Source organism: Rheinheimera sp. NSM (assembly GCF_052380015.1).
Taxonomy (GTDB): Bacteria; Pseudomonadota; Gammaproteobacteria; order Enterobacterales; family Alteromonadaceae; genus Alishewanella.
On sequence record NZ_JBQTCI010000003.1, the window covers coordinates 179,244 to 197,104 of the forward strand.

Sequence of the window (17,861 nt, forward strand, 5' to 3'; positions counted from 1 at the left end):
CTAACACTGTCCTTATCTCAGGCTTATTGCCTGCCGGGTGCAGCCATTATCTGGCGTAGTAGGACTCGACACTTGAGTTCCAGCTGGCATCAGCCATATCCGGCCATTGATCTTTATCGAAGCCCGGCGCGTTCTTTAAGCGCTCAACATCGACATCAAGCATAAAACGCTGATTCTCCCTGTCCAGCGTCAGCGCTTTCCACGGCACAGCAAACAGACGATCGCCGATACCAAGAAAGCCACCTGCCGATAGCACAACATAACGTATTTGGCCCTCTGCCATATCCAGCATAATGTCCTGGATTTTACCCAGCTTTTCATCCTGCATATTGCAGACTTCATCGCCGGTAATACTGCCGGCACTGAGTAAGGCGCCTGTGCCATTAAGGCCGCCATTCGGTTGCATCATGATAGTGCTCATTTGTTTTTCTTCCCGGTAGGATCATTAATTTCACCTAACACGGCGCCGTTTCTGCCGTCATTTTTCTCAGTTCTGTCCTTCTTAGGCACTTTTTTGTCGTCAGTTACTTTTTCAGCAACTTCCCTGCCCTGTCTTTTATCGTCGTTTGAACTGCCTTTGTTAGATTGATTTTTGTTCATAAGTTGTGCTCCACATATTTATTACGCTTGGTATCTGCCTCTTATCATTAACTGATTCAGATGCAGGGTGACGCTATTACGTTAGTTCAGCCGCAAGCTATGTTCTGTACGCTATCTAACGTAAGCCATCTTTTAACGCCAATACGGATAGCCGCGTTCTTAAATTCACGCTGACTCCTGACTTAACGTTTGCGCTCTGTGTATCTGCCGGAACAGCCCGACACGCCGGCAACGTTGGTGCGCTGTCGCACAGACAATGGCCGCCTGCGCCCGCAAAATCGTTGCAGGCCGGCGGTTCGGGCGAGATGCCGATTGACCACCTTCCCACCTCAGCGCAGCATGTTGTTAGTACAGGCGTTGACACCTATGGCAACAACATAAGGCAAAAAAATGGCAACAAAGCATAAATCCGCCAGACCAGACGTGTTAAAAACCAACGACATCGTGGCCAAGCAGGCACAAGCCAGCGACGATTTTGTGGCAGCGATGCCGCATAACAGTAATAAGCCACTCGAGCATGGCCACAACAATGCCATGGCGCCACCATCCGGTGTAACCGTAAAGCCGGATTCAGCGACATTAACGGCCAGCACCGACACTGAACAAGGCAGCACGGCAAAAACCGGTGGCGCCGCAACGCCCGGTTCAAACCCCATGGTGGCAGCGCTTGAACGCGTGCGGGTAGATGGCAGCGGGCAACGGTTAACCACCAATCAGGGTGTTCCGGTTGGCGACAACCAAAACAGCTTAAAAGCCGGCCTGCGCGGACCAACATTATTGGAAGATTTTATTCTGCGGGAGAAAATCACCCATTTTGATCATGAGCGCATCCCCGAGCGCATTGTGCATGCCCGCGGCTCAGCCGCGCACGGCTACTTTGAAGCGTACGATGCCCAAACCAAATACACCCGCGCCGCGCCTTTTAGCGAAAAAGGTAAGATAACGCCGGTGTTTGCACGCTTTTCTACTGTGGCCGGCGAGCGCGGCTCGAAAGACACCGCACGCGACGCCCGCGGTTTTGCGGTGAAGTTTTACACCGACGAAGGCAACTGGGATTTGGTTGGCAATAACATCCCGGTATTTTTTATTCAGGATGCGATGAAGTTTCCTGATCTGGTACACGCCGTTAAACCAGAGCCGCACCACGGCATGCCGCAGGCAGCGTCGGCGCATGATACCTTCTGGGATTTCGTGTCGTTAATGCCGGAATCGACACATATGCTGATGTGGGTGATGTCAGATCGCGGCATACCACGCAGCTACCGGATGATGCAGGGTTTTGGCGTACATACTTTCCGGCTGGTTAACGACGAAGGCCAGGCGGTATTCTGTAAGTTTCACTGGAAACCCCTGCAGGGCACCCATTCATTAGTGTGGGATGAAGCAGTAAAAATCTCCGGCGCCGACCCCGATTTTCACCGCCGCGATTTATGGGAGGCCATTGAATCCGGCGAATTCCCGGCTTGGGAGCTTGGGTTGCAAATTTTCAGTGAGGCCCGGGCTGAAGGTTTCAGCTTTGATGTGCTCGATGCCACCAAGTTGATACCGGAAGAGCTGGTACCGCTGGTACCCGTCGGCCGCATGGTATTAAACCGTAACCCGGACAACTTCTTTGCCGAAACCGAGCAAGTGGCATTTTGCACCGCGCACGTTATCCCCGGCATTGATTTCTCCAATGATCCGCTGCTGGCCGGGCGGATCCACTCTTATGTTGATACGCAGATCACCCGGCTTGGCGGGCCAAATTTTCATGAAATTCCGATCAACTCCCCATTGGCGCCGGTACAAAACAACCAACGCGATGGCATGCACCGTCAGGCAATAAACCGTGGCCGCGTAGCCTACGAGCCCAACTCCCTGGCCGGTGGCTGCCCGTTTCAGGCCGGCGCCAACGGCTTTGTCTCCTTCCCCGCCGCTGTTAGTGCGAATAACGTCAGCGAAGATAAAGTGCGCGGCAAGCCGGAAAAGTTCGCTGAGCACTATGCCCAGGCGACGCTGTTCTTCGACAGCCAAACGCCGCCAGAGCAGCAACATATCGCCGACGCCTTTCGCTTTGAGCTGAGTAAAGTCGGCGTGCCGGCGATACGTCAGCGCATGTTGTCTTCCTTGGTAAACGTGTCACAACAACTGGCCGCGGAAGTGGCCGCCGGTTTGGGCATGCAGCTACCGGACGCTATGCCCAAGGCTATTGCCGCACCGCAGCCACCGGAAGTAACGGTTTCACCGGCACTATCGTTAACAGCACTGCCCGGCGAGTGCGGCATTCGCAGCCGGCAGATTGCGGTGTTAGTTGAAAAAGGCGTGCACCAGGCCTCCCTCGCCACGCTGTATGCCGCCCTGACTGACGCCGGTGCCGTGGTGCATTTCGTCGGGCCACGGGTAGGCATGTTCACCGGCTTAGCCGGCGAGAAAATAGCCGCAAACAAGTCGCTGGAGAATTCGCCATCTGTACTGTTTGATGCACTGATCCTGCCCGACGGCAACGAAGCCGTACAAGCACTGGCACACAATATAGATAGCATGGCGTTTATAAAAGATGCTTTTCGCCACGGCAAGGCAATGCTGGCATTAGGCGCCGGACAGGAATTGCTGGATATGGCTGGCATTAAACCCGGCGCGGAGCAAACCGCAGGCGTATTACGGGCAGAAAGTGCCGACGCTGCCGCCGTAGCGCCAACCTTTATTAAAGCGGTTGCTGCGCATCGCCTGAGTAGCCTGAGTTTTACTTAACAGAGATGGAGAATCTTACGTCACAAATTAATACAGCAACTGATCCGGCAGCAGCACGCAGTGCGCCAACCGTTGGTGTAGATAGGCTAATTCCTGTTATCATCATTATCGCGCTGATTTTTTAGCAGCAATATAAATAAGCGGCAGAGGCTTTCGCCCCTGCCGTTTAATTATATCCAGCTAATCAGATAACCGGCAGATGTTAATCCAGTTTTGCAAACTTCGGTGCGGCTTTTAACTCATCACGGGTCACATCTACCCGTAATTTCACGTCATCAGCTGTGCCGGAGCGTTTTATGTGGTCCCAGCCAATGGCAACGTCTTTCTCGCCCATACCGAGAAAGCCGCCAACACTGACAACAATAGCCATCACCTGGCCATTACTGCCAATAATCAGATCGCTTACATCACCGATATCTTCGTTATCAGCGGTGTGAACATCAGCGCCAATAAGGTGGCTGGCATGCGAGCCATTGGCCGGCACAGAACCTAAATAGTCGCGGTTCTGCATCCGGGATTTGCCCTGCATGTTTTTGCGTTCAATATCCCGTTGCGCGTCAGACTGCATGGTGCGAGGTTGGTTTTGATCACTTTGAGTATTCTTATCTGTGGTTTGTTGCGCTAACACAGAACCGGCACCTAAGGCGATAGCCGGTGTAACCAGCGCATAAAACACTAACGAATTTAGCTTTTTCATATGAATCTCCGTCGAATTGAATGTGTTTGCCGGACACAATGTCCGGTATAACCGCTTCATCACAGCTTTTCTTCGCCGGCAGCATTTATTAGATAAGTACTGAATAAATACCGGAAAAGGGCTGAATCGCCACGAGATATGGAATTCAGGATGAACCTGTAAACTACGCTGCAAAAGCCGCGCAGTCGGTTCGCTAGCGCACTTAGGAAATCACAGTAAAGCAAGTGCCTGAAATAGTTGACCGCCCTGCCCGGTTAACCAGCTAAGCACGGCCAGATTAACCAGCACGGTAAGCCAAAACACGATAAGAAAGGCGCGCTTTTTTGATTTATGCCGCAGATAGCTTTGCGCCAGCAACGCACCTGGCCAGCCCCCGATTAGTGATAACAACTGTAAATTTGCTTCCGGTATGCGCCAGCGGCCAGTCTGAGCTTTGCGCTTATCCAGCCAGTAACTGATAAAGGTAAACAGACTAATAGCGGCGTAGGCGGCAATAACGTATAGCGGCAACCTTTCCAAAGCGAACGCTACTACAAGCGCTGCGCTAAAAATAGCTACCAGCGATAACGGCCAGCGCGATGAGGTTCTGGCAGTTTTAACAATAAGCTTTTCACCGGCAAAGGTTACCGCGTTGGCCTGCGCCCTGCCTTTGTCATCTTTACCAACCGAATAGGTTACCACCTCGCCAATAACCGGCCGGCGTGCGCGGTTTTGCAAGGCTTTAATATGTACAAATACCCGATCACCTTTCAGCAGCGGTTGGATAAAGCCAAAACCTTTAGCGTCATCCCACTGAGTAATTTTTCCTTTTACGCGCATTACGACTCCGTGTTAACCAGCAAATAATTTCAACTCATCTCGCTGTAGTAAAATTGGCTACGATTGAAGCTTTTTTAACTTCATTCGTCAATACACATCAAATATTCACCAAAGCACTAAGTAATTATTTTTATAGCAATGTGAATTCACAAAAAATTAAATTATTGCTATCATTTTTGCAGTTTACCCTTGATTGGTATCTGAAAAAGCTCAGCTTAGCCTCGTTAATGCTTAACTTCACCACCTGCGAAGCAGAGCGTTTCAATTAGCTACGCGCATTCGCACTAACATACTTATGTATCTTTTTTCATTAACTTATATTGTTGCTATCAGCTCGGAGGATAGATTGTGATTACGCTAGAACAGATTATTATTGCCAGAGGCGATCTCGAAAAGATTTACCGTTCAGATATTTCACTTACGCTATGGCGCGCCATCAACAAATCAGAAACCGCTATGGCAACCAACCCGCTTTATCCAGACCTGACAGACAGATCGCTTCCAAATGGGCGGGTGCGGCTAGCCGATGTTACAACGTATCCGAAAAATGGCATTACCTATGTAAAATCTGAGGAAAGCCGTGGTACATCTTTATCCGACATAAACGGTTTGTTTGGCCATAAAAACTGGGACTATGTTGTAATTCCCGCCGGTACCATTATTCCGAAAGAGTTAGTTATTACAAAAGATCACTACATCCCGAAGAAAGATTCGTGGCATTATTCCATTTCGCCAAACTTTGATATGCCGGTAAATAAATTCCTCAGGGCGTTGGACCAGTTGGCAATAAATGCTGAGATTAAAATTCAGGGGGTGTCTAATGCAAAATCTTGATCTTCGTTCTGTAGCAGTCTGCATTCAGGCATTAGAAGACGCTATTCGTTATTACGAGCTACTGGCTCAATCAGAGACGACCGATAGCGACGACTATGAAGAATGCAAATACATGTATGAAGTCGAACTAAGCCGCTTATGCGAATTATATTCAGCAGCAGAACAGCGCGGAGAAGCACCGACCCCACTGAAGAAACTGCTGAAGTCTGGCTAAGAAGAGTGTCTGCCTGGTTGTTGCAGCAATTGCTCTTGCTCGACGCTTTCGGCCAGCAGGTAAATAATAATATCACGGCCGCGAATAGCAAAACCGCTAAGCGGGGCTTCATCGCTGCCGCGGCTCGCCAGGTAATTCGCTACACTGGCGCTGGTTGCTTTGGTTTTTGTCTCTGCCATTAGCCCTTAGCTTCTGGTTTTACCGGGTTAGCTGCGCCTTCGCCTACTACTGTATGCCAGGGTTTAACCTGCCAGCGGGTTACCAGGCCGTTTACTACGTAGGGGTCGGCTTTGGCAAAAGCGGCCGGAATATCCGCGCTATCGCAGCGAAACAGCAGCAGTGCGCTGTCTGCCGGCTCGCCCACGGCGCCGCCCAGCAGCAACTCACCACGCTCAACTGCTTGCCACGCCAGTGCCAGATGCGCCTGGCGAAATTCAGCGCGCCGTTGCAGATAATCCGGCGCAGTGTCGTATATCAATACAAAGTGTTTCACAACATCTCCGTTAGCCGGCAATCCCGTGCGTTTGGGTTATTCCGCTTTACTCGTGGCTTGCCAGTTTACTGCCTGCCATTGGCCGTTTTTACGCACAAAAGTACCGCTGTTTAAATAGCGTTTGGTTTCATTAGCTGATTTACCCACCAATACAAAGGCCACCACTGCGGTATCGCCGTATTGCATAATGCGCACATCTTCGCTGCTATACACGGTGTCGATCTCTTCTGGTTTTAACATGCCACGGCTGGTTACGCCTTGCATCAACTCAGCCTTACCAAAACGGGTGCCGCCAGAGCTGGTGTAAATAAGCTCGTCAGCCCAGTATTTATTGTGAATGCTTGCATCGTTGCGGCTGGCGCCGTCTAAAAATTCGCTTAGCAGTGCAGTAAGTTCGGCTTTGTCATCGGCCAGGGCCGGCATGGTACAAAACAGCAGTGACATAACGATTAGTATTTTTTTCATCAGAGGTTCCAAGATGTTGTTTTTGCTTGCTTCAGAGTAACAATTTCAGCCACTAACGCAATATATAAAGTATGTCCGCCAATTAAACTGTTGACCTTAAGCTAAGTTGAGCTTTTACAGTGCCTGCGTTTTGCAACAAGCACTTAGCTTAGTTCTTCTTAATCCGCTTATTTCAGGAGTTGTTCAATGAGTTCAGCCGTAACGCAAGCCCGCTGGTTCGATATTGGTTTAACCGCTGCAGCACCATTAATTTGGGGCAGCACTTATCTGGTTACCACAGAGTTTCTGCCACCCGATGTACCGCTGCTGTCTGCCACGCTGCGCACCCTGCCGGTTGGCTTACTAATGCTGTTGTGTTTGCGCCAACTGCCGGCTAAAGGCTGGTGGGGCAAAATTTTTCTGTTGGGCATGCTGAATATCGGCATCTTTCAGGCGCTGCTGTTTGTGGCCGCCTATCGCTTGCCCGGAGGCGTGGCAGCAACAGTTGGAGCCATTCAACCGCTGGTGGTGGTACTACTGGGCTGGGCAGTGCTGAATGCCAGAACCAGCATGCTAAGCTGGATTGCCGCACTGTGTGGTTTAGCCGGCGTGGCCATGTTGGTGCTGGGGCCGGCCGCGAAATTGGATGTTATCGGCGTAGCCGCAGCGGCGGCAGGTGCCTTTGCCATGGCCTGCGGTACTTTACTGACCAAAAAATGGCTGCCGCCAGCCAGCGCTATGGTACTAACCAGTTGGCAGCTAACGGCCGGTGGTCTGTTTTTATTACCGCTGGCTCTGCTGTTTGAAACCTTGCCAGCCCAACTTAGCCTGGCTAACGTTTTCGGCTATATCTGGCTGGGGTTAATCGGCACCGGTTTAACTTATGTGTTTTGGCTACGCGGGGTAATGAAAATGCCGGCAGCGGCCGTAACTACACTTAGCCTGCTTAGCCCGCTAAGTGCTACCGTACTGGGCGCACTGGTGCTGCAACAAAAACTAACACTGCTGCAAAGTGCCGGTATGGCGCTGGTACTACTTGGGGTGTGGCTGGGGCAGCGCACTACTGTTATAGTGCCGGCCTCTGCTCAAGTGAAGCTTAAAGTAAGCAGCTGAGCATAAAAAAGGCGCCGCGGCGCCTTTTTATTCAAAACAAACTGTTTATCCTGCTCACGTTAAAACCCAAAATCGGGCAACGGCAGCGTTATGTGTTTAATATCGGTTTTGCCCTTAGCGAAAAACTGCAGTATTGCAGTTTCAACCTGCGGCGACGCCATAAACAGATTGTGCCCGGCATGCTCAACAACCACATGGTTAAGCTGAGTTAGCCCCATCACTGCTTCAATTTGCTCTGGCAGGTAAGTTCTGCCGTCAAGCGTACCGCTGAGTAATAAGGTTGGCACCTCTGAGTTTAGCGGTTGGCGAAAATCAGCACCCAAATCAAGCGCCGGTACCTGTCCCAGTAAATGTGGCATCGGGAAATTTAATATTCCACCAAGCAAAGCGCCGGCATTTTGTTGTTTAAACTGCTGCAACCTGTTGTTTGATATGCCTGAGGCAATATCCATTACTGTTGGCATAATCCGCATTGTGATCGGCTGGTTGGAAAAAAAGCCACGCTTTAAAGCAAATTGCAGCATGTCGGTTTCACCTTGGTCCAAACTGCGGTATAGCTCCAGCAATAAACCAACAGAGCGATTGGGATCGGCGATAAGCATCGACGATAACAATTGCAAATGCAGCTTCTGAAACAAAAAGTCGGTTTGCTGACCATCGTCAGTAGCCAGTTTTACCTTTATTGGCGCTTGCTCAAGCTTTTGCTGTACCCGTCGCATCATGTTTGCAAAATCAGGATAACGCGCGTTAAGCGCTGGCTGCATCTCTATTACCCGCTGCAATGCTGCAAAATACTCATCGGTATGCCGGGGTAGCTTTACTGTCTGATCCAACCCTTCGGCACTGGCCAGAATCACTTTATCTAAGTTACCTGCAAACAGTTTTATAGCCGCCAGCGCTAAATGACTACCGTAGGATATGCCCCATAAACTGACTTTCTCCGCCTGTAAGTGCTTACGCAGATCATCAATATCCAGCGCATTTTGCACTGTGGTATAACCATAAATGTCAGCACCTTCTGCCTGCCAGAAGGCGGTGCATTCTACCAGTGCTTGCTGGTGTAGCGCCGTCAGCTTCTGCTCATCCCAGGCTGCGGTGGTATCCATAACCTGGCTGGACTGGCAAGGCGCCACGTCATCCGATAAACCGGTGCCACGCTGGTCCAGCGCTATTACATCAGCGTGCTGACGCAGCGCCATAAATAGCTCAAAGCGTCGTCCCTTAGCGGTGCTAATGCCAGAGCCGCCGGGCCCGCCGGCAAGATACACTATTGGTGCTGCCGGTTTATCAGTTAAGGCGGGAAAGCGCACATAGTGAATTGTAAGTTGGCGGCTATCTGGTTTGTTTCTGTTCTCCGCCACCTGAAATGACCCGGCATAAGCTTCAGTGCTTTTTCCACTGTCGGCAGTGAAGGTTATTGCCGTTTCATTCGCCGTCGGTTGCATTGCTTCATTAGGCTCTGACGGTATAGGCTGAATGTATTTCGAAGCTACAATTTTTAATTCATTCAGAATCTTGTATAACGTCGATTTGTTGCCGTCACTCGACATTAAAATAAATACATTGCCTGTGATAAAGTCATGATGTTTAAGTGTGTGATGGCTGGGATTTGAGCCGTCGTGCTGCCAGGAAACCAGACGACCTTTATCGTCGAGCGAAAAATTGCCAAAATCAAAATATGCCCTGTTGCCTTTTCCTGACAAAATGTCGCCAGGCAAGACCCGCTTTAACTGCTCTGCGTCAATTAACGAACCGTTCCACAGAGCGCTCTCAAACTTAAACAAGTCAAGCGGCGTTACATAGATGGTTAATCCAGCAATATTCGTCGGAAAATCACCTGAAACAATGGCTTTAGAGGCAAGTTCTTTTTCGGCTTGATGAAACGAGTCTGTCATGCCCGCTACATTAAAAATGCTCTTCGCAACATAGTCTGAATAGCGTTGCCCTGTCATGCTCTCCACTATTAAAGCACGAACAACAACATTCAAATTTGTATATTTGTAGCCTGCTCCGGGCTCAAAAGCTAACTGCGCTTGCTTAATTTGCTGCACCGCATCGGCTGTCCTGATGTGCTGCTTCCACACCACATCAGGTAACCCTGAAGTATGAGTAAGTATGTGCTCTATGGTTATGTTATTCGCCCACGAGGGTAATCCATGGATATATTTTGAGATTTTATCTTGGTATTCCAAGCTGTTATTGGCCGCCAGTTGCATAATTGAGACAGTAGTAAACTCTTTACCAACCGATCCCGGGCTAAATAAGTGCTTTGCAGTAAGTGGTATTATTCTATCAGCGTCGGCGTAACCTATGCTTTTCTGCCAAATAACCTGCGTCTTATTGCCGATGACAATGGTGCCATTAAAACCACTTTCCTTAACAGCTTTCTCAATGGCGCGCCAATACTTATCACCTTTGGTCTCATCTGCCTGCACAGGTAAAAATAAAACGGCAACGTGTAACAACAGCAATAGAAATTTCATAACCATTTCCTCGTTTCGACCGCGAACATTGATACCGAGTCGATAACGGCTAGCCTCGCTATTAATTCTTTTTTTGATAACATAACATGCTCTCCTTGATTAACCTGCTGACAATACAGCAGAAACAACCACAGACAGCCCGCGCTATTCGTTTAGTGGTAGCAATTTGCAATGTAAAACCATTAAGCGGTAGCTAATAGTCGATAAATGGTTGGACAACTTACAACCAACAGGATACCGATGTTCGTAGCTCTAAACCGGAAAACAGCCAGCCTGCTGCTTACTTTGCTAACGCTGTTTAGCGCAAGCTGTTTTGCTGTTATAACGCCGCAGCGGCAGCAGGCTGTGACAGTTTGTGATGCGACAATACAGCCGGATTGGCCTGTCGACTTTACCGCAGCCACATGCCAGCACCTCGCCTTGGCAGATGTTGACCCTCAGGGCAAAACGCTCTGGTTGCAGCTTACGTTATCCGTTAGTAAGCAGCAGTTAACTCAGCTAAAGCCTCCGTTAGCGCTGTATTTAAACGCCAAAGCGTCCAGCAGCAGCTATTTAAACGGCTACCATCTTGGCAATAATGGCCTGCCTGGCAATCAACCAAACGAAATCGCAGGTAATATGGATGCACGATTTTATGTTCCGTTGGATCTGCTGCTGGTGGGTGACAATCAACTGGTTGTTAAAATGTCTGCCCAGCAAAGTTTATTTACGCTGCCTAACCCGGTGCACTTTATTGGCATCGACCACTACAACGCTCCCCAACACCATCTGCAACGTTACAGTAGCTGGATGTTGGTTATACTCGGTATTTTGCTTACTGCCACTTTGTATTTTGCTATCCGCAGCTTGCAGTCAATGCAGCGTGGTCAACACCTATTGTTAGCTCTTATGAGCCTTTTTGCCGCGCTGCAGTTGTTTAGTGAAATTGGCCGCGCCTTGTTCAGCTACTCCTATCCATTACACGACGTACGGTTGTTAGTTATCGTAACCTTCTCTTTTGGCTTTGGGCTTTGTTTGCTAACCCTTATAACGCAACGCTTTGTCAGGACCCATGCCGTGCACTGGATTTATGCCGGCGCTGTTGCAACGCTGCTAACCGTACTATTGATACCCGGCTTCGACAACAAAACCACAGCAGCAACTTTTTGCCCGATGCTGCTATCTGTGATCCTGGCGGCGGGACATGGGTACCACCGCAGAAGCTTAACAGCCGTAGCGACAACAGTGACACTATCGCTGTTTTTACTGATTATTGTACTAACTGCCGATTACTTTCATGAGACCTTGTACTTTGTGCTGATAACGCTGTTGCTGAGCGTTTTATTTATGCAACAGGCTAAGGATTACAACGCTCTGCTCAGTAATCAGCAACTCGATAAAGAACGCATCGCCAAACTGACGTTACGATTGGAGCAGAACCAGCAACATAACAGACCCGCAATACTGAAAATAGCCAGTGCCGGTAAAGTGGACATAATCAATACCGCTCAAATAAACTTTTGTCAGGCAGCCGGTGATTACAGCGAGATTAATTTGACGGATGGCCGCCAGCATTTATACAGCGGTACCCTGAAAAACCTGGAGTCGGAGCTGCCCAGTACCTTTTTGCGTGTGCATCGCTCATATTTGGTCAACTTAGAACAGGTAACACGATTACAAACCAGTACCAATAAAAGCAGTGGCAGTGCCGCTTCGCTATTATTACAGAATGGTCAGCAGCTGTCGGTAAGCCGCCGCCTGATCCCTGCAGTGCGCCAGGCTGTTACGACAGAGATAAACTAACTTTGGCGAGGATGCAGTTTTAAAATGCTAAATTGCTTTCCTAATCAAAAAAGGCGCCGCGGCGCCTTTTCTGCTCGTATCGGATGTGAAATTAAATTTATCGTAATTTTGCCAGAGGATCCTGCCAGCGGCTCAAAATACGCAATATAAGCAGTGTATCTCCTTTTACCCGGTAATAAATGCAGTGAGAACGGTGCACGATGCGCCGCACGCCGGTTCTGATATCACTGCAGTCTTTACCCAACAACGGCTGTGTGCACAATAAATCAAACATTTTCAGCAGTTGCTGATAGCAAATGTATGCTTGATATTCACCGAATTCAGCCAGGGTAAAATCGGCGATAACAGTTAAATCCTCTTTCGACTGCGCCGAAAGCTGTAATGTCAGCACTTACTTTTATGCCGCATCAATGCTGCCTGCCAAATATCCAGCGGGGATGATTCGCTGACACCTGACGCCAAAGCCTGATCCAAGATATCGCCCAGCTCAGCCTCAGCTTGTCGGCGCATCTGATCCTGCCTGACCAAATGCCGGATATATTCAGAGTCGTTACCAAACTGACCGGACGCCACCTGAGCTTTAACCCACTCGTCTTGCTGTGGCGTTAAGGTAATGGTTTTACGTTGCATAACATACCTCCACTAACAGTATGAATTTATCATACGATCCGCTGCCGGATCCGGCAACAAAAAAGGCGCCACGGCGCCTTTCATTCTGGTGCGAAAAGCAGCTTACATGCTGATGCCGCCGTCGATTTCTACTACCCGGCCGGTGAAAAAGTCGTTTTCAAAAATGTATTTAGCCGTATGAGCTATTTCGCTGGCTTCGCCTAAGCGCCCTACCGGCTTCATTTTCTCTAAGCGGTCACGCGCTTCAGGCTTCATCGCATCGGTCATCGCCGTGCGGATAACGCCTGGCGCTATAGCACCAACGCGAATACCAAAGCGGCCCAGCTCGCGCGCCCAGGTAACTGTCATGGCTACCACGCCGGCTTTAGAAGCGGCGTAGTTAGTCTGACCCATATTGCCGCCACGGGCGACGCTGGACATATTAATAATCACGCCTTTGGTACCGCGTTTTACCATCACCGCCGCGGCTTCGCGGCCACACAGGAAGACGCCAGTCAGGTTTACATCGATAACCGATTGGAACTGCGCCAGCGACATCTTACTTTGCAGCTCGCCGTCTTTGTATTTCAATAGCAAACCATCGCGCAAAATACCGGCGTTGTTAATCAGGCCATCAATGCCGTTAAAGTCGCTGTCGATTTGCGCAAAGGTAGCTTCTATCTGTTCTTCATTAGCCACGTTGGCGATGTAGGTGTGTACTGTAGTTGTAGCACCCAGCTCAGCTTTGGCAGCCGCCAACTGATCGGCATTCATGTCAATTAATGCCAGTTTGGCACCTTCTGCCGCGCACATGCGTGCCATTTCCAGGCCCAGTCCTTGTGCCCCGCCCGTAATAACGATGGTTTTGTTTTGCAGGTTCATTATTTTTTCTCAAACAGTTTAAAAATACTGGAAAAATCCAGTTTGCCATTACCGGCCCGCTGATGTGCCACGTACAGGCTACGTGCCAGTGCGCCCATTGGCGTGCTGCTTTGGCTTTGCAATGCTGCTTCCAGCGCCAGGCCTAAATCTTTTGCCATCAAATCCACCATAAAGCCGCCCTGATAACCATTTGATGATGGCACATTCGGCATCACGTCCGGGCAGGGGTTGTATAGCTCTAATGTCCAGTTACGGCCTGAGCTTTTCAGCATAATATCAGACAGCACTTTTGGATCCAGGCCATTGTCCACGCCCATTTGCAGCGCTTCTGAGGTGCCGACCATTAAAATACTTAACAGCATATTGTTGCAGATCTTGGCGACCTGGCCTGCACCAACATCACCGGCATGAAACAGGTTTTTACCCATATTGCCAAGCACGGTTTTCGCGCGCTCAAAATGCGCTGCATCACCACCGATAATAAAGGTTAAAGTACCAGCCTTAGCACCACCGACACCACCGGATACAGGCGCATCAATAAAGGCAATGCCCTGTGCGGCAAGGCCTGCACCGACTTTACGCGCGCTGTCAGCATCTATGGTAGAGCAGTCAATGACCAGCGCTTCTTTGCTGATACTGCCGGCAATGCCCTGCTCACCCAGATATAAACCCAATACATGCTTACCGGCCGGCAGCATTGAAATAACAAACTCCGCCCCTGTTACCGCTTCTGCTGCGGTAGCAGCAACGACTGCACCTTCGGCTTTCACTTGCGCCAGCGCCGCTGCCGATAAATCAAAGGCGGTTACTGCATGCCCGGCCTTAACCAGATTGATGGCCATAGGGCCACCCATATTACCTAAGCCTATAAATGCAACCTTAGCCATGTTTGCTCCTAATCAGTTATCCGGTTGACCCAGTTCGCGCAGCGGGTGCTCGTTAGCATGCCACGGCGAGCGGAACAGCTCATCAATGACGCTTTGCGGCACGTCGCTCACCGTTTTGTATTGCCACTTAGGTTGTAAATCTTTGTCCATTAACAGCGCGCGCACACCTTCGGTAAATTCACCCAGCTTGCCGCACTGCACGCTTAAGCCCAGCTCCAGCCGGAAGCTGTCAGCCAGTATTTTGCTCTGGCCCAATTTTAACAGCTCAAATACGATATGCGCCGTAATGGGGCTGCCATAGGCCAGCGACTCTTTGGCTTTTTGCAGCCATTTATCTTCGCCCTGCATGGCATTAATGCTGGCAATAACAGCAGGCAAACTCTCCAGTTTCGCCAGTGTTTCAATGCCGCCCTGATGTGGCCGGATATTACTCAGCGGCATCTGGGTGCGGCACTGGTCTTCTTCGCTACGCAGTACATCGCTGAGTTTTTGATGATTAAGGGCAACAGTATCGCCCCACTTTACTGTCAGCAGCTTTTCCAGTAACGCGGCTTTACGCTCATGCAGTAAGAAGTTATCGGCCAGGCCGATAAATTTGGCGTCAGCAGCGTTAATAGAAGCACCGGTTAAACCTAAAAACAGGCCACAACCGGCGGGCATGCGGTTTAAAAACCAGCTGGCGCCAACATCCGGATACAAACCAATCGCCATCTCCGGCATAGCAATACGGCTGGTTGCGGTTACCACCCGATGCGAAGCGCCGGCCATTAAGCCTAAACCGCCGCCCATCACGATGCCATTGCCCCATACCAGTACCGGCTTGCCAAAGGTGTGGATTAAATAATCCAACGTATATTCTTTGGTGAAAAACTCTTCAACGTACGGCGCATAAGTACCGGGCTCTGCCAGCATAGCTTTGTATAAATCACGAATATCGCCACCGGCACAAAAGGCCTTATCGCCTGCGCCCTGCAGTAATACCATGCTGATGCTGTTATCCGCCTGCCAGGCTTGCAGTTGTGGCAGTAACGACTCCACCATCGGCAAACTTAGTGCATTCAGTGACTTTTCTGAATTCAGAGTAGCAACGCCGATTTTTTTACCGTTTTGTGCTGCAAGCTCTTGATACAGCACTACGTCATTTGCGCCGCTCATCAGCCATTCACCCAGTTAGCTTTGCGTTTGTCTAAAAACGCCTGCACACCTTCTACCTGATCCTTGGTATCAAACAGGCCGACAAACAACTCACGCTCCAGCGGCAGCGCGCTTTGCATAGTGCCGCTGCGGCCTTGCTGAATAAGCTTTTTACAAGCGGTAACCGATGACGGGCTTTGTTCAGCGACTTTATCAGCAAGTGCCAGTGCACTCTCCAGCGCCATACCGGTTGCCACCACTTCTTCCACTAAGCCAATTTGCAGCGCTTTTTCTGCACCTAAACGCTCGCCGCATAAAATCATCCGCTTGGCCCAGCCCTCGCCTACCAGCCAGGCCAGGTTCTGGGTACCACCGGCACAGGGCAGTAAGCCGACCTTGGCTTCCGGCAGTGCCATTTGCGCTTGCTGCTCGGCAATGCGTATATCACAGGCCAGCGCTACTTCTAAACCGCCGCCCATGGCATAGCCGTTAATGGCCGCAATAGACACACCGCTAAAGGCGCTTAAGGTTTCAAAGGCTTCGCCGAAGATACGCGCCATATCGCTGGCAATAGCTTTATCGCCATCGGCAAACAGCTTTAAATCAGCGCCGGCAGAGAAAAATTTATCGCCTTCGCCGGTGATGACCAGGGCATAGATATTTTTATCCTGATCCAGGCTTTTTACCGCGTCGCGCAGCTGGGTTAAGGTGTCACGGGTCCAGGTATTGGCCGGCGGGTTAGACATAGTGATAAGCGCCGTGTGACCACGCTTTTCCAGTTTTAGTTGAGCCATTTAAATCTCCTGTTACAGAATATCGCCTGCGGCTTCATCCAGTAAACGCCGGCCGATAATCAGCCGCATAATTTCGTTGGTGCCTTCCAAAATCTGGTGCACGCGCACATCGCGGAAATGCCGCTCCAGCGGATACTCTTTAATGTAGCCATAGCCGCCGTGCAGCTGCAGTGCCTGATCGCAGACCTGGAAACCCACATCGGTAGCAAACCGCTTGGCCATAGCGCAATAAGCAGTGGCTTCGCCGTCTTTCTGGTCCAACTTAAACGCCGCTAAGCGCACTAACTGCCGTGCAGCCACTAACTCGGTGGCCATATCAGCCAGTTTAAACTGCAGTGCCTGAAATGCTGCCAGTGGCTTACCAAATTGCTGGCGCTCTAACATATAGTTGCGCGCGGTATTCAGCGCCTGCTGCGCAGTACCGATAGAACAGGTGGCAATATTAATCCGGCCGCCGTCTAAGCCTTTCATGGCAAAACCAAAGCCTTCGCCTTCGTTGCCCAGCAGGTAATGCGCCGGTACACGTACATCTTCAAAGGTAATCAGCCGGGTTGGTTGGGCGTTCCAGCCCATTTTTTCTTCGGCTTTACCGTAAATAACGCCCTTGGCATCGGCCGGTACAATAAAGGCCGAAATGCCTTTTGGCCCGGCTTCGCCGGTACGTGCCATCACTACTAATACTTCGGTTTCACCGGCACCGGAGATAAACATCTTCGAGCCGTTGAGTACATATTCGTTACCATCTTTTTTCGCACTGGTACGCAGGCTTGCTGCGTCAGAGCCAGAGCCTGGTTCTGTTAAGCAATACGACGCCAGTTTTTGGCCGGTAACTAAATGCTCCATCCACTGGGCTTTAGCATCACTGGTGCCCCAGTTGGCGATCATCCAGGTGGCCATATTGTGAATGGTCAGCATGGCCGTGGTGGCGGTACAGCCCATCGACAGCTGTTCGAAAATAATGGAGGAGTCTAAGCGCGATAGCCCCATGCCGCCGTCATCTTCCGGGGTGTACAGCGAGCAAAAGCCCAGTTCACCGGCTTTTTGGATCACGTCTTTGGGAAAGTGATGCTCACGATCCCACTGGGCTGCGTGTGGCGCCAGTTCTTGTTCGGCAAACTGTTTGGCCACATCGACAAAGGCTTGTTGGTCTTCTGTTAAATTGAAATTCATCTGTTTGGACCTTACCGCTTAACCAATCGCTACGCTTTCAGGGGATTTAAACGCTCGCCCGTTCGGCTCTCCCAGCCTCACTTTTGATCGCTCGCTAATTAATTCCCCTTACGCTGCGCTTGTTCCGATTAGTAATTTACTCAGGACTTGCAGGCGGGCGGAACCGGAACAACTAA

The 17,861-nt window shown here is 50.2% G+C and carries 20 protein-coding genes; 5 read left to right on the forward strand and 15 right to left on the reverse strand.

Going from position 1 to position 17,861, the window contains the following annotated elements:
- Positions 1–46: 46 nt before the first annotated feature.
- Together ACTZWV_RS10135 and ACTZWV_RS10140 are read right to left on the reverse strand one after the other, a co-directional pair.
- On the reverse strand, positions 47–421 hold the full coding sequence (locus ACTZWV_RS10135; protein WP_444786435.1) for a PRC-barrel domain-containing protein: 375 nt from the start codon (positions 419–421) through the stop codon (positions 47–49).
- Positions 418–600 carry a hypothetical protein gene (locus ACTZWV_RS10140; RefSeq protein ID WP_444786436.1) on the reverse strand — a complete coding sequence of 61 codons (183 nt, stop codon included), beginning with the start codon at positions 598–600 and terminating at the stop codon, positions 418–420. Before ACTZWV_RS10140 ends, ACTZWV_RS10135 begins: the two co-directional genes overlap by 4 nt.
- Before the next feature lie 390 nt (positions 601–990).
- Here ACTZWV_RS10140 and ACTZWV_RS10145 point away from each other — a divergent pair, with 390 nt between their 5' ends.
- Positions 991–3,330, forward strand: a complete 2,340-nt coding sequence (locus ACTZWV_RS10145; protein ID WP_444786437.1) for a catalase — start codon at positions 991–993, stop codon at positions 3,328–3,330.
- A 202-nt stretch (positions 3,331–3,532) separates the two neighbouring features.
- Here ACTZWV_RS10145 and ACTZWV_RS10150 read toward each other — a convergent pair whose 3' ends face one another.
- Together ACTZWV_RS10150 and ACTZWV_RS10155 are read right to left on the reverse strand one after the other, a co-directional pair.
- Positions 3,533–4,027: a PRC-barrel domain-containing protein gene (locus ACTZWV_RS10150; RefSeq protein ID WP_444786438.1), complete on the reverse strand. Its 495-nt coding sequence runs from the start codon at positions 4,025–4,027 to the stop codon at positions 3,533–3,535.
- A 210-nt stretch (positions 4,028–4,237) separates the two neighbouring features.
- The gene (locus ACTZWV_RS10155) at positions 4,238–4,846 is read right to left on the reverse strand and encodes a DUF1294 domain-containing protein (protein ID WP_444786439.1); all 609 of its coding nucleotides are present in this window, start codon (positions 4,844–4,846) and stop codon (positions 4,238–4,240) included.
- A 348-nt stretch (positions 4,847–5,194) separates the two neighbouring features.
- Between ACTZWV_RS10155 and ACTZWV_RS10160 the strand changes: the two genes are divergently transcribed.
- Entirely contained in the window at positions 5,195–5,680 is a 486-nt protein-coding gene (locus tag ACTZWV_RS10160; RefSeq protein ID WP_444786440.1) for a Tse2 family ADP-ribosyltransferase toxin, read from the forward strand.
- Positions 5,667–5,894 (forward strand): hypothetical protein, encoded by a 228-nt coding sequence (locus ACTZWV_RS10165; RefSeq protein WP_444786441.1) that lies wholly within the window; start codon positions 5,667–5,669, stop codon positions 5,892–5,894. The genes ACTZWV_RS10160 and ACTZWV_RS10165 overlap by 14 nt, the downstream gene beginning before the upstream one ends.
- Here the strand turns inward: ACTZWV_RS10165 and ACTZWV_RS10170 are convergent.
- Genes ACTZWV_RS10170 through ACTZWV_RS10180 form a run of 3 tightly spaced genes read right to left on the reverse strand, consistent with a single transcriptional unit; the run spans position 5,891 to position 6,852 of the window.
- Positions 5,891–6,073: a hypothetical protein gene (locus ACTZWV_RS10170; RefSeq protein ID WP_444786442.1), complete on the reverse strand. Its 183-nt coding sequence runs from the start codon at positions 6,071–6,073 to the stop codon at positions 5,891–5,893. The two genes, ACTZWV_RS10165 and ACTZWV_RS10170, sit on opposite strands and share 4 nt — an antisense overlap.
- A complete protein-coding gene (locus ACTZWV_RS10175) occupies positions 6,073–6,387 on the reverse strand; it encodes a YciI-like protein (RefSeq protein ID WP_444786443.1) in 315 nt (104 codons plus the stop codon). The genes ACTZWV_RS10170 and ACTZWV_RS10175 overlap by 1 nt, the downstream gene beginning before the upstream one ends.
- 36 nt (positions 6,388–6,423) lie before the next feature.
- A complete protein-coding gene (locus ACTZWV_RS10180) occupies positions 6,424–6,852 on the reverse strand; it encodes a nuclear transport factor 2 family protein (protein WP_444786444.1) in 429 nt (142 codons plus the stop codon).
- 186 nt (positions 6,853–7,038) lie between these two features.
- Between ACTZWV_RS10180 and ACTZWV_RS10185 the strand changes: the two genes are divergently transcribed.
- Positions 7,039–7,944 carry an EamA family transporter gene (locus tag ACTZWV_RS10185; protein ID WP_444786445.1) on the forward strand — a complete coding sequence of 302 codons (906 nt, stop codon included), beginning with the start codon at positions 7,039–7,041 and terminating at the stop codon, positions 7,942–7,944.
- Positions 7,945–8,003: 59 nt separating this feature from the next.
- Here the strand turns inward: ACTZWV_RS10185 and ACTZWV_RS10190 are convergent, their stop codons facing one another.
- Entirely contained in the window at positions 8,004–10,427 is a 2,424-nt protein-coding gene (locus tag ACTZWV_RS10190; protein WP_444786446.1) for an alpha/beta fold hydrolase, read from the reverse strand.
- 420 nt (positions 10,428–10,847) lie between these two features.
- On the opposite strand from ACTZWV_RS10190, the gene ACTZWV_RS10195 reads away from it, so the two are divergent.
- Positions 10,848–12,209: a LytR/AlgR family response regulator transcription factor gene (locus ACTZWV_RS10195; RefSeq protein ID WP_444786447.1), complete on the forward strand. Its 1,362-nt coding sequence runs from the start codon at positions 10,848–10,850 to the stop codon at positions 12,207–12,209.
- A gap of 97 nt (positions 12,210–12,306) precedes the next feature.
- On the opposite strand, the gene ACTZWV_RS10200 is transcribed toward ACTZWV_RS10195, so the two are convergent.
- The 7 genes from ACTZWV_RS10200 to ACTZWV_RS10230 form a co-directional block, all read right to left on the reverse strand.
- The gene (locus ACTZWV_RS10200) at positions 12,307–12,600 is read right to left on the reverse strand and encodes a type II toxin-antitoxin system RelE/ParE family toxin (RefSeq protein WP_444786448.1); all 294 of its coding nucleotides are present in this window, start codon (positions 12,598–12,600) and stop codon (positions 12,307–12,309) included.
- Entirely contained in the window at positions 12,594–12,839 is a 246-nt protein-coding gene (locus ACTZWV_RS10205) for a type II toxin-antitoxin system ParD family antitoxin (protein ID WP_444786449.1), read from the reverse strand. The genes ACTZWV_RS10200 and ACTZWV_RS10205 overlap by 7 nt, the downstream gene beginning before the upstream one ends.
- Positions 12,840–12,941: 102 nt before the next feature.
- Positions 12,942–13,700 carry an SDR family oxidoreductase gene (locus tag ACTZWV_RS10210; protein ID WP_444786450.1) on the reverse strand — a complete coding sequence of 253 codons (759 nt, stop codon included), beginning with the start codon at positions 13,698–13,700 and terminating at the stop codon, positions 12,942–12,944.
- Positions 13,700–14,587 (reverse strand): 3-hydroxyisobutyrate dehydrogenase, encoded by an 888-nt coding sequence (gene mmsB / locus ACTZWV_RS10215; RefSeq protein WP_444786451.1) that lies wholly within the window; start codon positions 14,585–14,587, stop codon positions 13,700–13,702. Before mmsB ends, ACTZWV_RS10210 begins: the two co-directional genes overlap by 1 nt.
- 12 nt (positions 14,588–14,599) lie before the next feature.
- Positions 14,600–15,742, reverse strand: a complete 1,143-nt coding sequence (locus tag ACTZWV_RS10220) for an enoyl-CoA hydratase/isomerase family protein (RefSeq protein WP_444786452.1) — start codon at positions 15,740–15,742, stop codon at positions 14,600–14,602.
- Positions 15,742–16,515, reverse strand: a complete 774-nt coding sequence (locus tag ACTZWV_RS10225) for an enoyl-CoA hydratase (protein ID WP_444786453.1) — start codon at positions 16,513–16,515, stop codon at positions 15,742–15,744. The genes ACTZWV_RS10220 and ACTZWV_RS10225 overlap by 1 nt, the downstream gene beginning before the upstream one ends.
- A 12-nt stretch (positions 16,516–16,527) precedes the next feature.
- Complete coding sequence (locus ACTZWV_RS10230; RefSeq protein WP_444786454.1) at positions 16,528–17,685, reverse strand: acyl-CoA dehydrogenase family protein; 1,158 nt, start codon at positions 17,683–17,685, stop codon at positions 16,528–16,530.
- Positions 17,686–17,861 lie beyond the last annotated feature (176 nt).

Excerpts from the sequence above, each read along its gene's own strand:
- ACTZWV_RS10135 (WP_444786435.1), bottom strand. The coding sequence starts at position 421 with ATGAGCACTATCATGATGCAACCGAATGGCGGCCTTAATGGCACAGGC.
- ACTZWV_RS10140 (WP_444786436.1), bottom strand. The coding sequence starts at position 600 with ATGAACAAAAATCAATCTAACAAAGGCAGTTCAAACGACGATAAAAGA.
- ACTZWV_RS10145 (WP_444786437.1), top strand. The coding sequence starts at position 991 with ATGGCAACAAAGCATAAATCCGCCAGACCAGACGTGTTAAAAACCAAC.
- ACTZWV_RS10150 (WP_444786438.1), bottom strand. The coding sequence starts at position 4,027 with ATGAAAAAGCTAAATTCGTTAGTGTTTTATGCGCTGGTTACACCGGCT.
- ACTZWV_RS10155 (WP_444786439.1), bottom strand. The coding sequence starts at position 4,846 with ATGCGCGTAAAAGGAAAAATTACTCAGTGGGATGACGCTAAAGGTTTT.
- ACTZWV_RS10165 (WP_444786441.1), top strand. The coding sequence starts at position 5,667 with ATGCAAAATCTTGATCTTCGTTCTGTAGCAGTCTGCATTCAGGCATTA.
- ACTZWV_RS10170 (WP_444786442.1), bottom strand. The coding sequence starts at position 6,073 with ATGGCAGAGACAAAAACCAAAGCAACCAGCGCCAGTGTAGCGAATTAC.
- ACTZWV_RS10180 (WP_444786444.1), bottom strand. The coding sequence starts at position 6,852 with ATGAAAAAAATACTAATCGTTATGTCACTGCTGTTTTGTACCATGCCG.
- ACTZWV_RS10185 (WP_444786445.1), top strand. The coding sequence starts at position 7,039 with ATGAGTTCAGCCGTAACGCAAGCCCGCTGGTTCGATATTGGTTTAACC.
- ACTZWV_RS10190 (WP_444786446.1), bottom strand. The coding sequence starts at position 10,427 with ATGAAATTTCTATTGCTGTTGTTACACGTTGCCGTTTTATTTTTACCT.
- ACTZWV_RS10205 (WP_444786449.1), bottom strand. The coding sequence starts at position 12,839 with ATGCAACGTAAAACCATTACCTTAACGCCACAGCAAGACGAGTGGGTT.
- ACTZWV_RS10210 (WP_444786450.1), bottom strand. The coding sequence starts at position 13,700 with ATGAACCTGCAAAACAAAACCATCGTTATTACGGGCGGGGCACAAGGA.
- mmsB (WP_444786451.1), bottom strand. The coding sequence starts at position 14,587 with ATGGCTAAGGTTGCATTTATAGGCTTAGGTAATATGGGTGGCCCTATG.
- ACTZWV_RS10220 (WP_444786452.1), bottom strand. The coding sequence starts at position 15,742 with ATGAGCGGCGCAAATGACGTAGTGCTGTATCAAGAGCTTGCAGCACAA.
- ACTZWV_RS10225 (WP_444786453.1), bottom strand. The coding sequence starts at position 16,515 with ATGGCTCAACTAAAACTGGAAAAGCGTGGTCACACGGCGCTTATCACT.
- ACTZWV_RS10230 (WP_444786454.1), bottom strand. The coding sequence starts at position 17,685 with ATGAATTTCAATTTAACAGAAGACCAACAAGCCTTTGTCGATGTGGCC.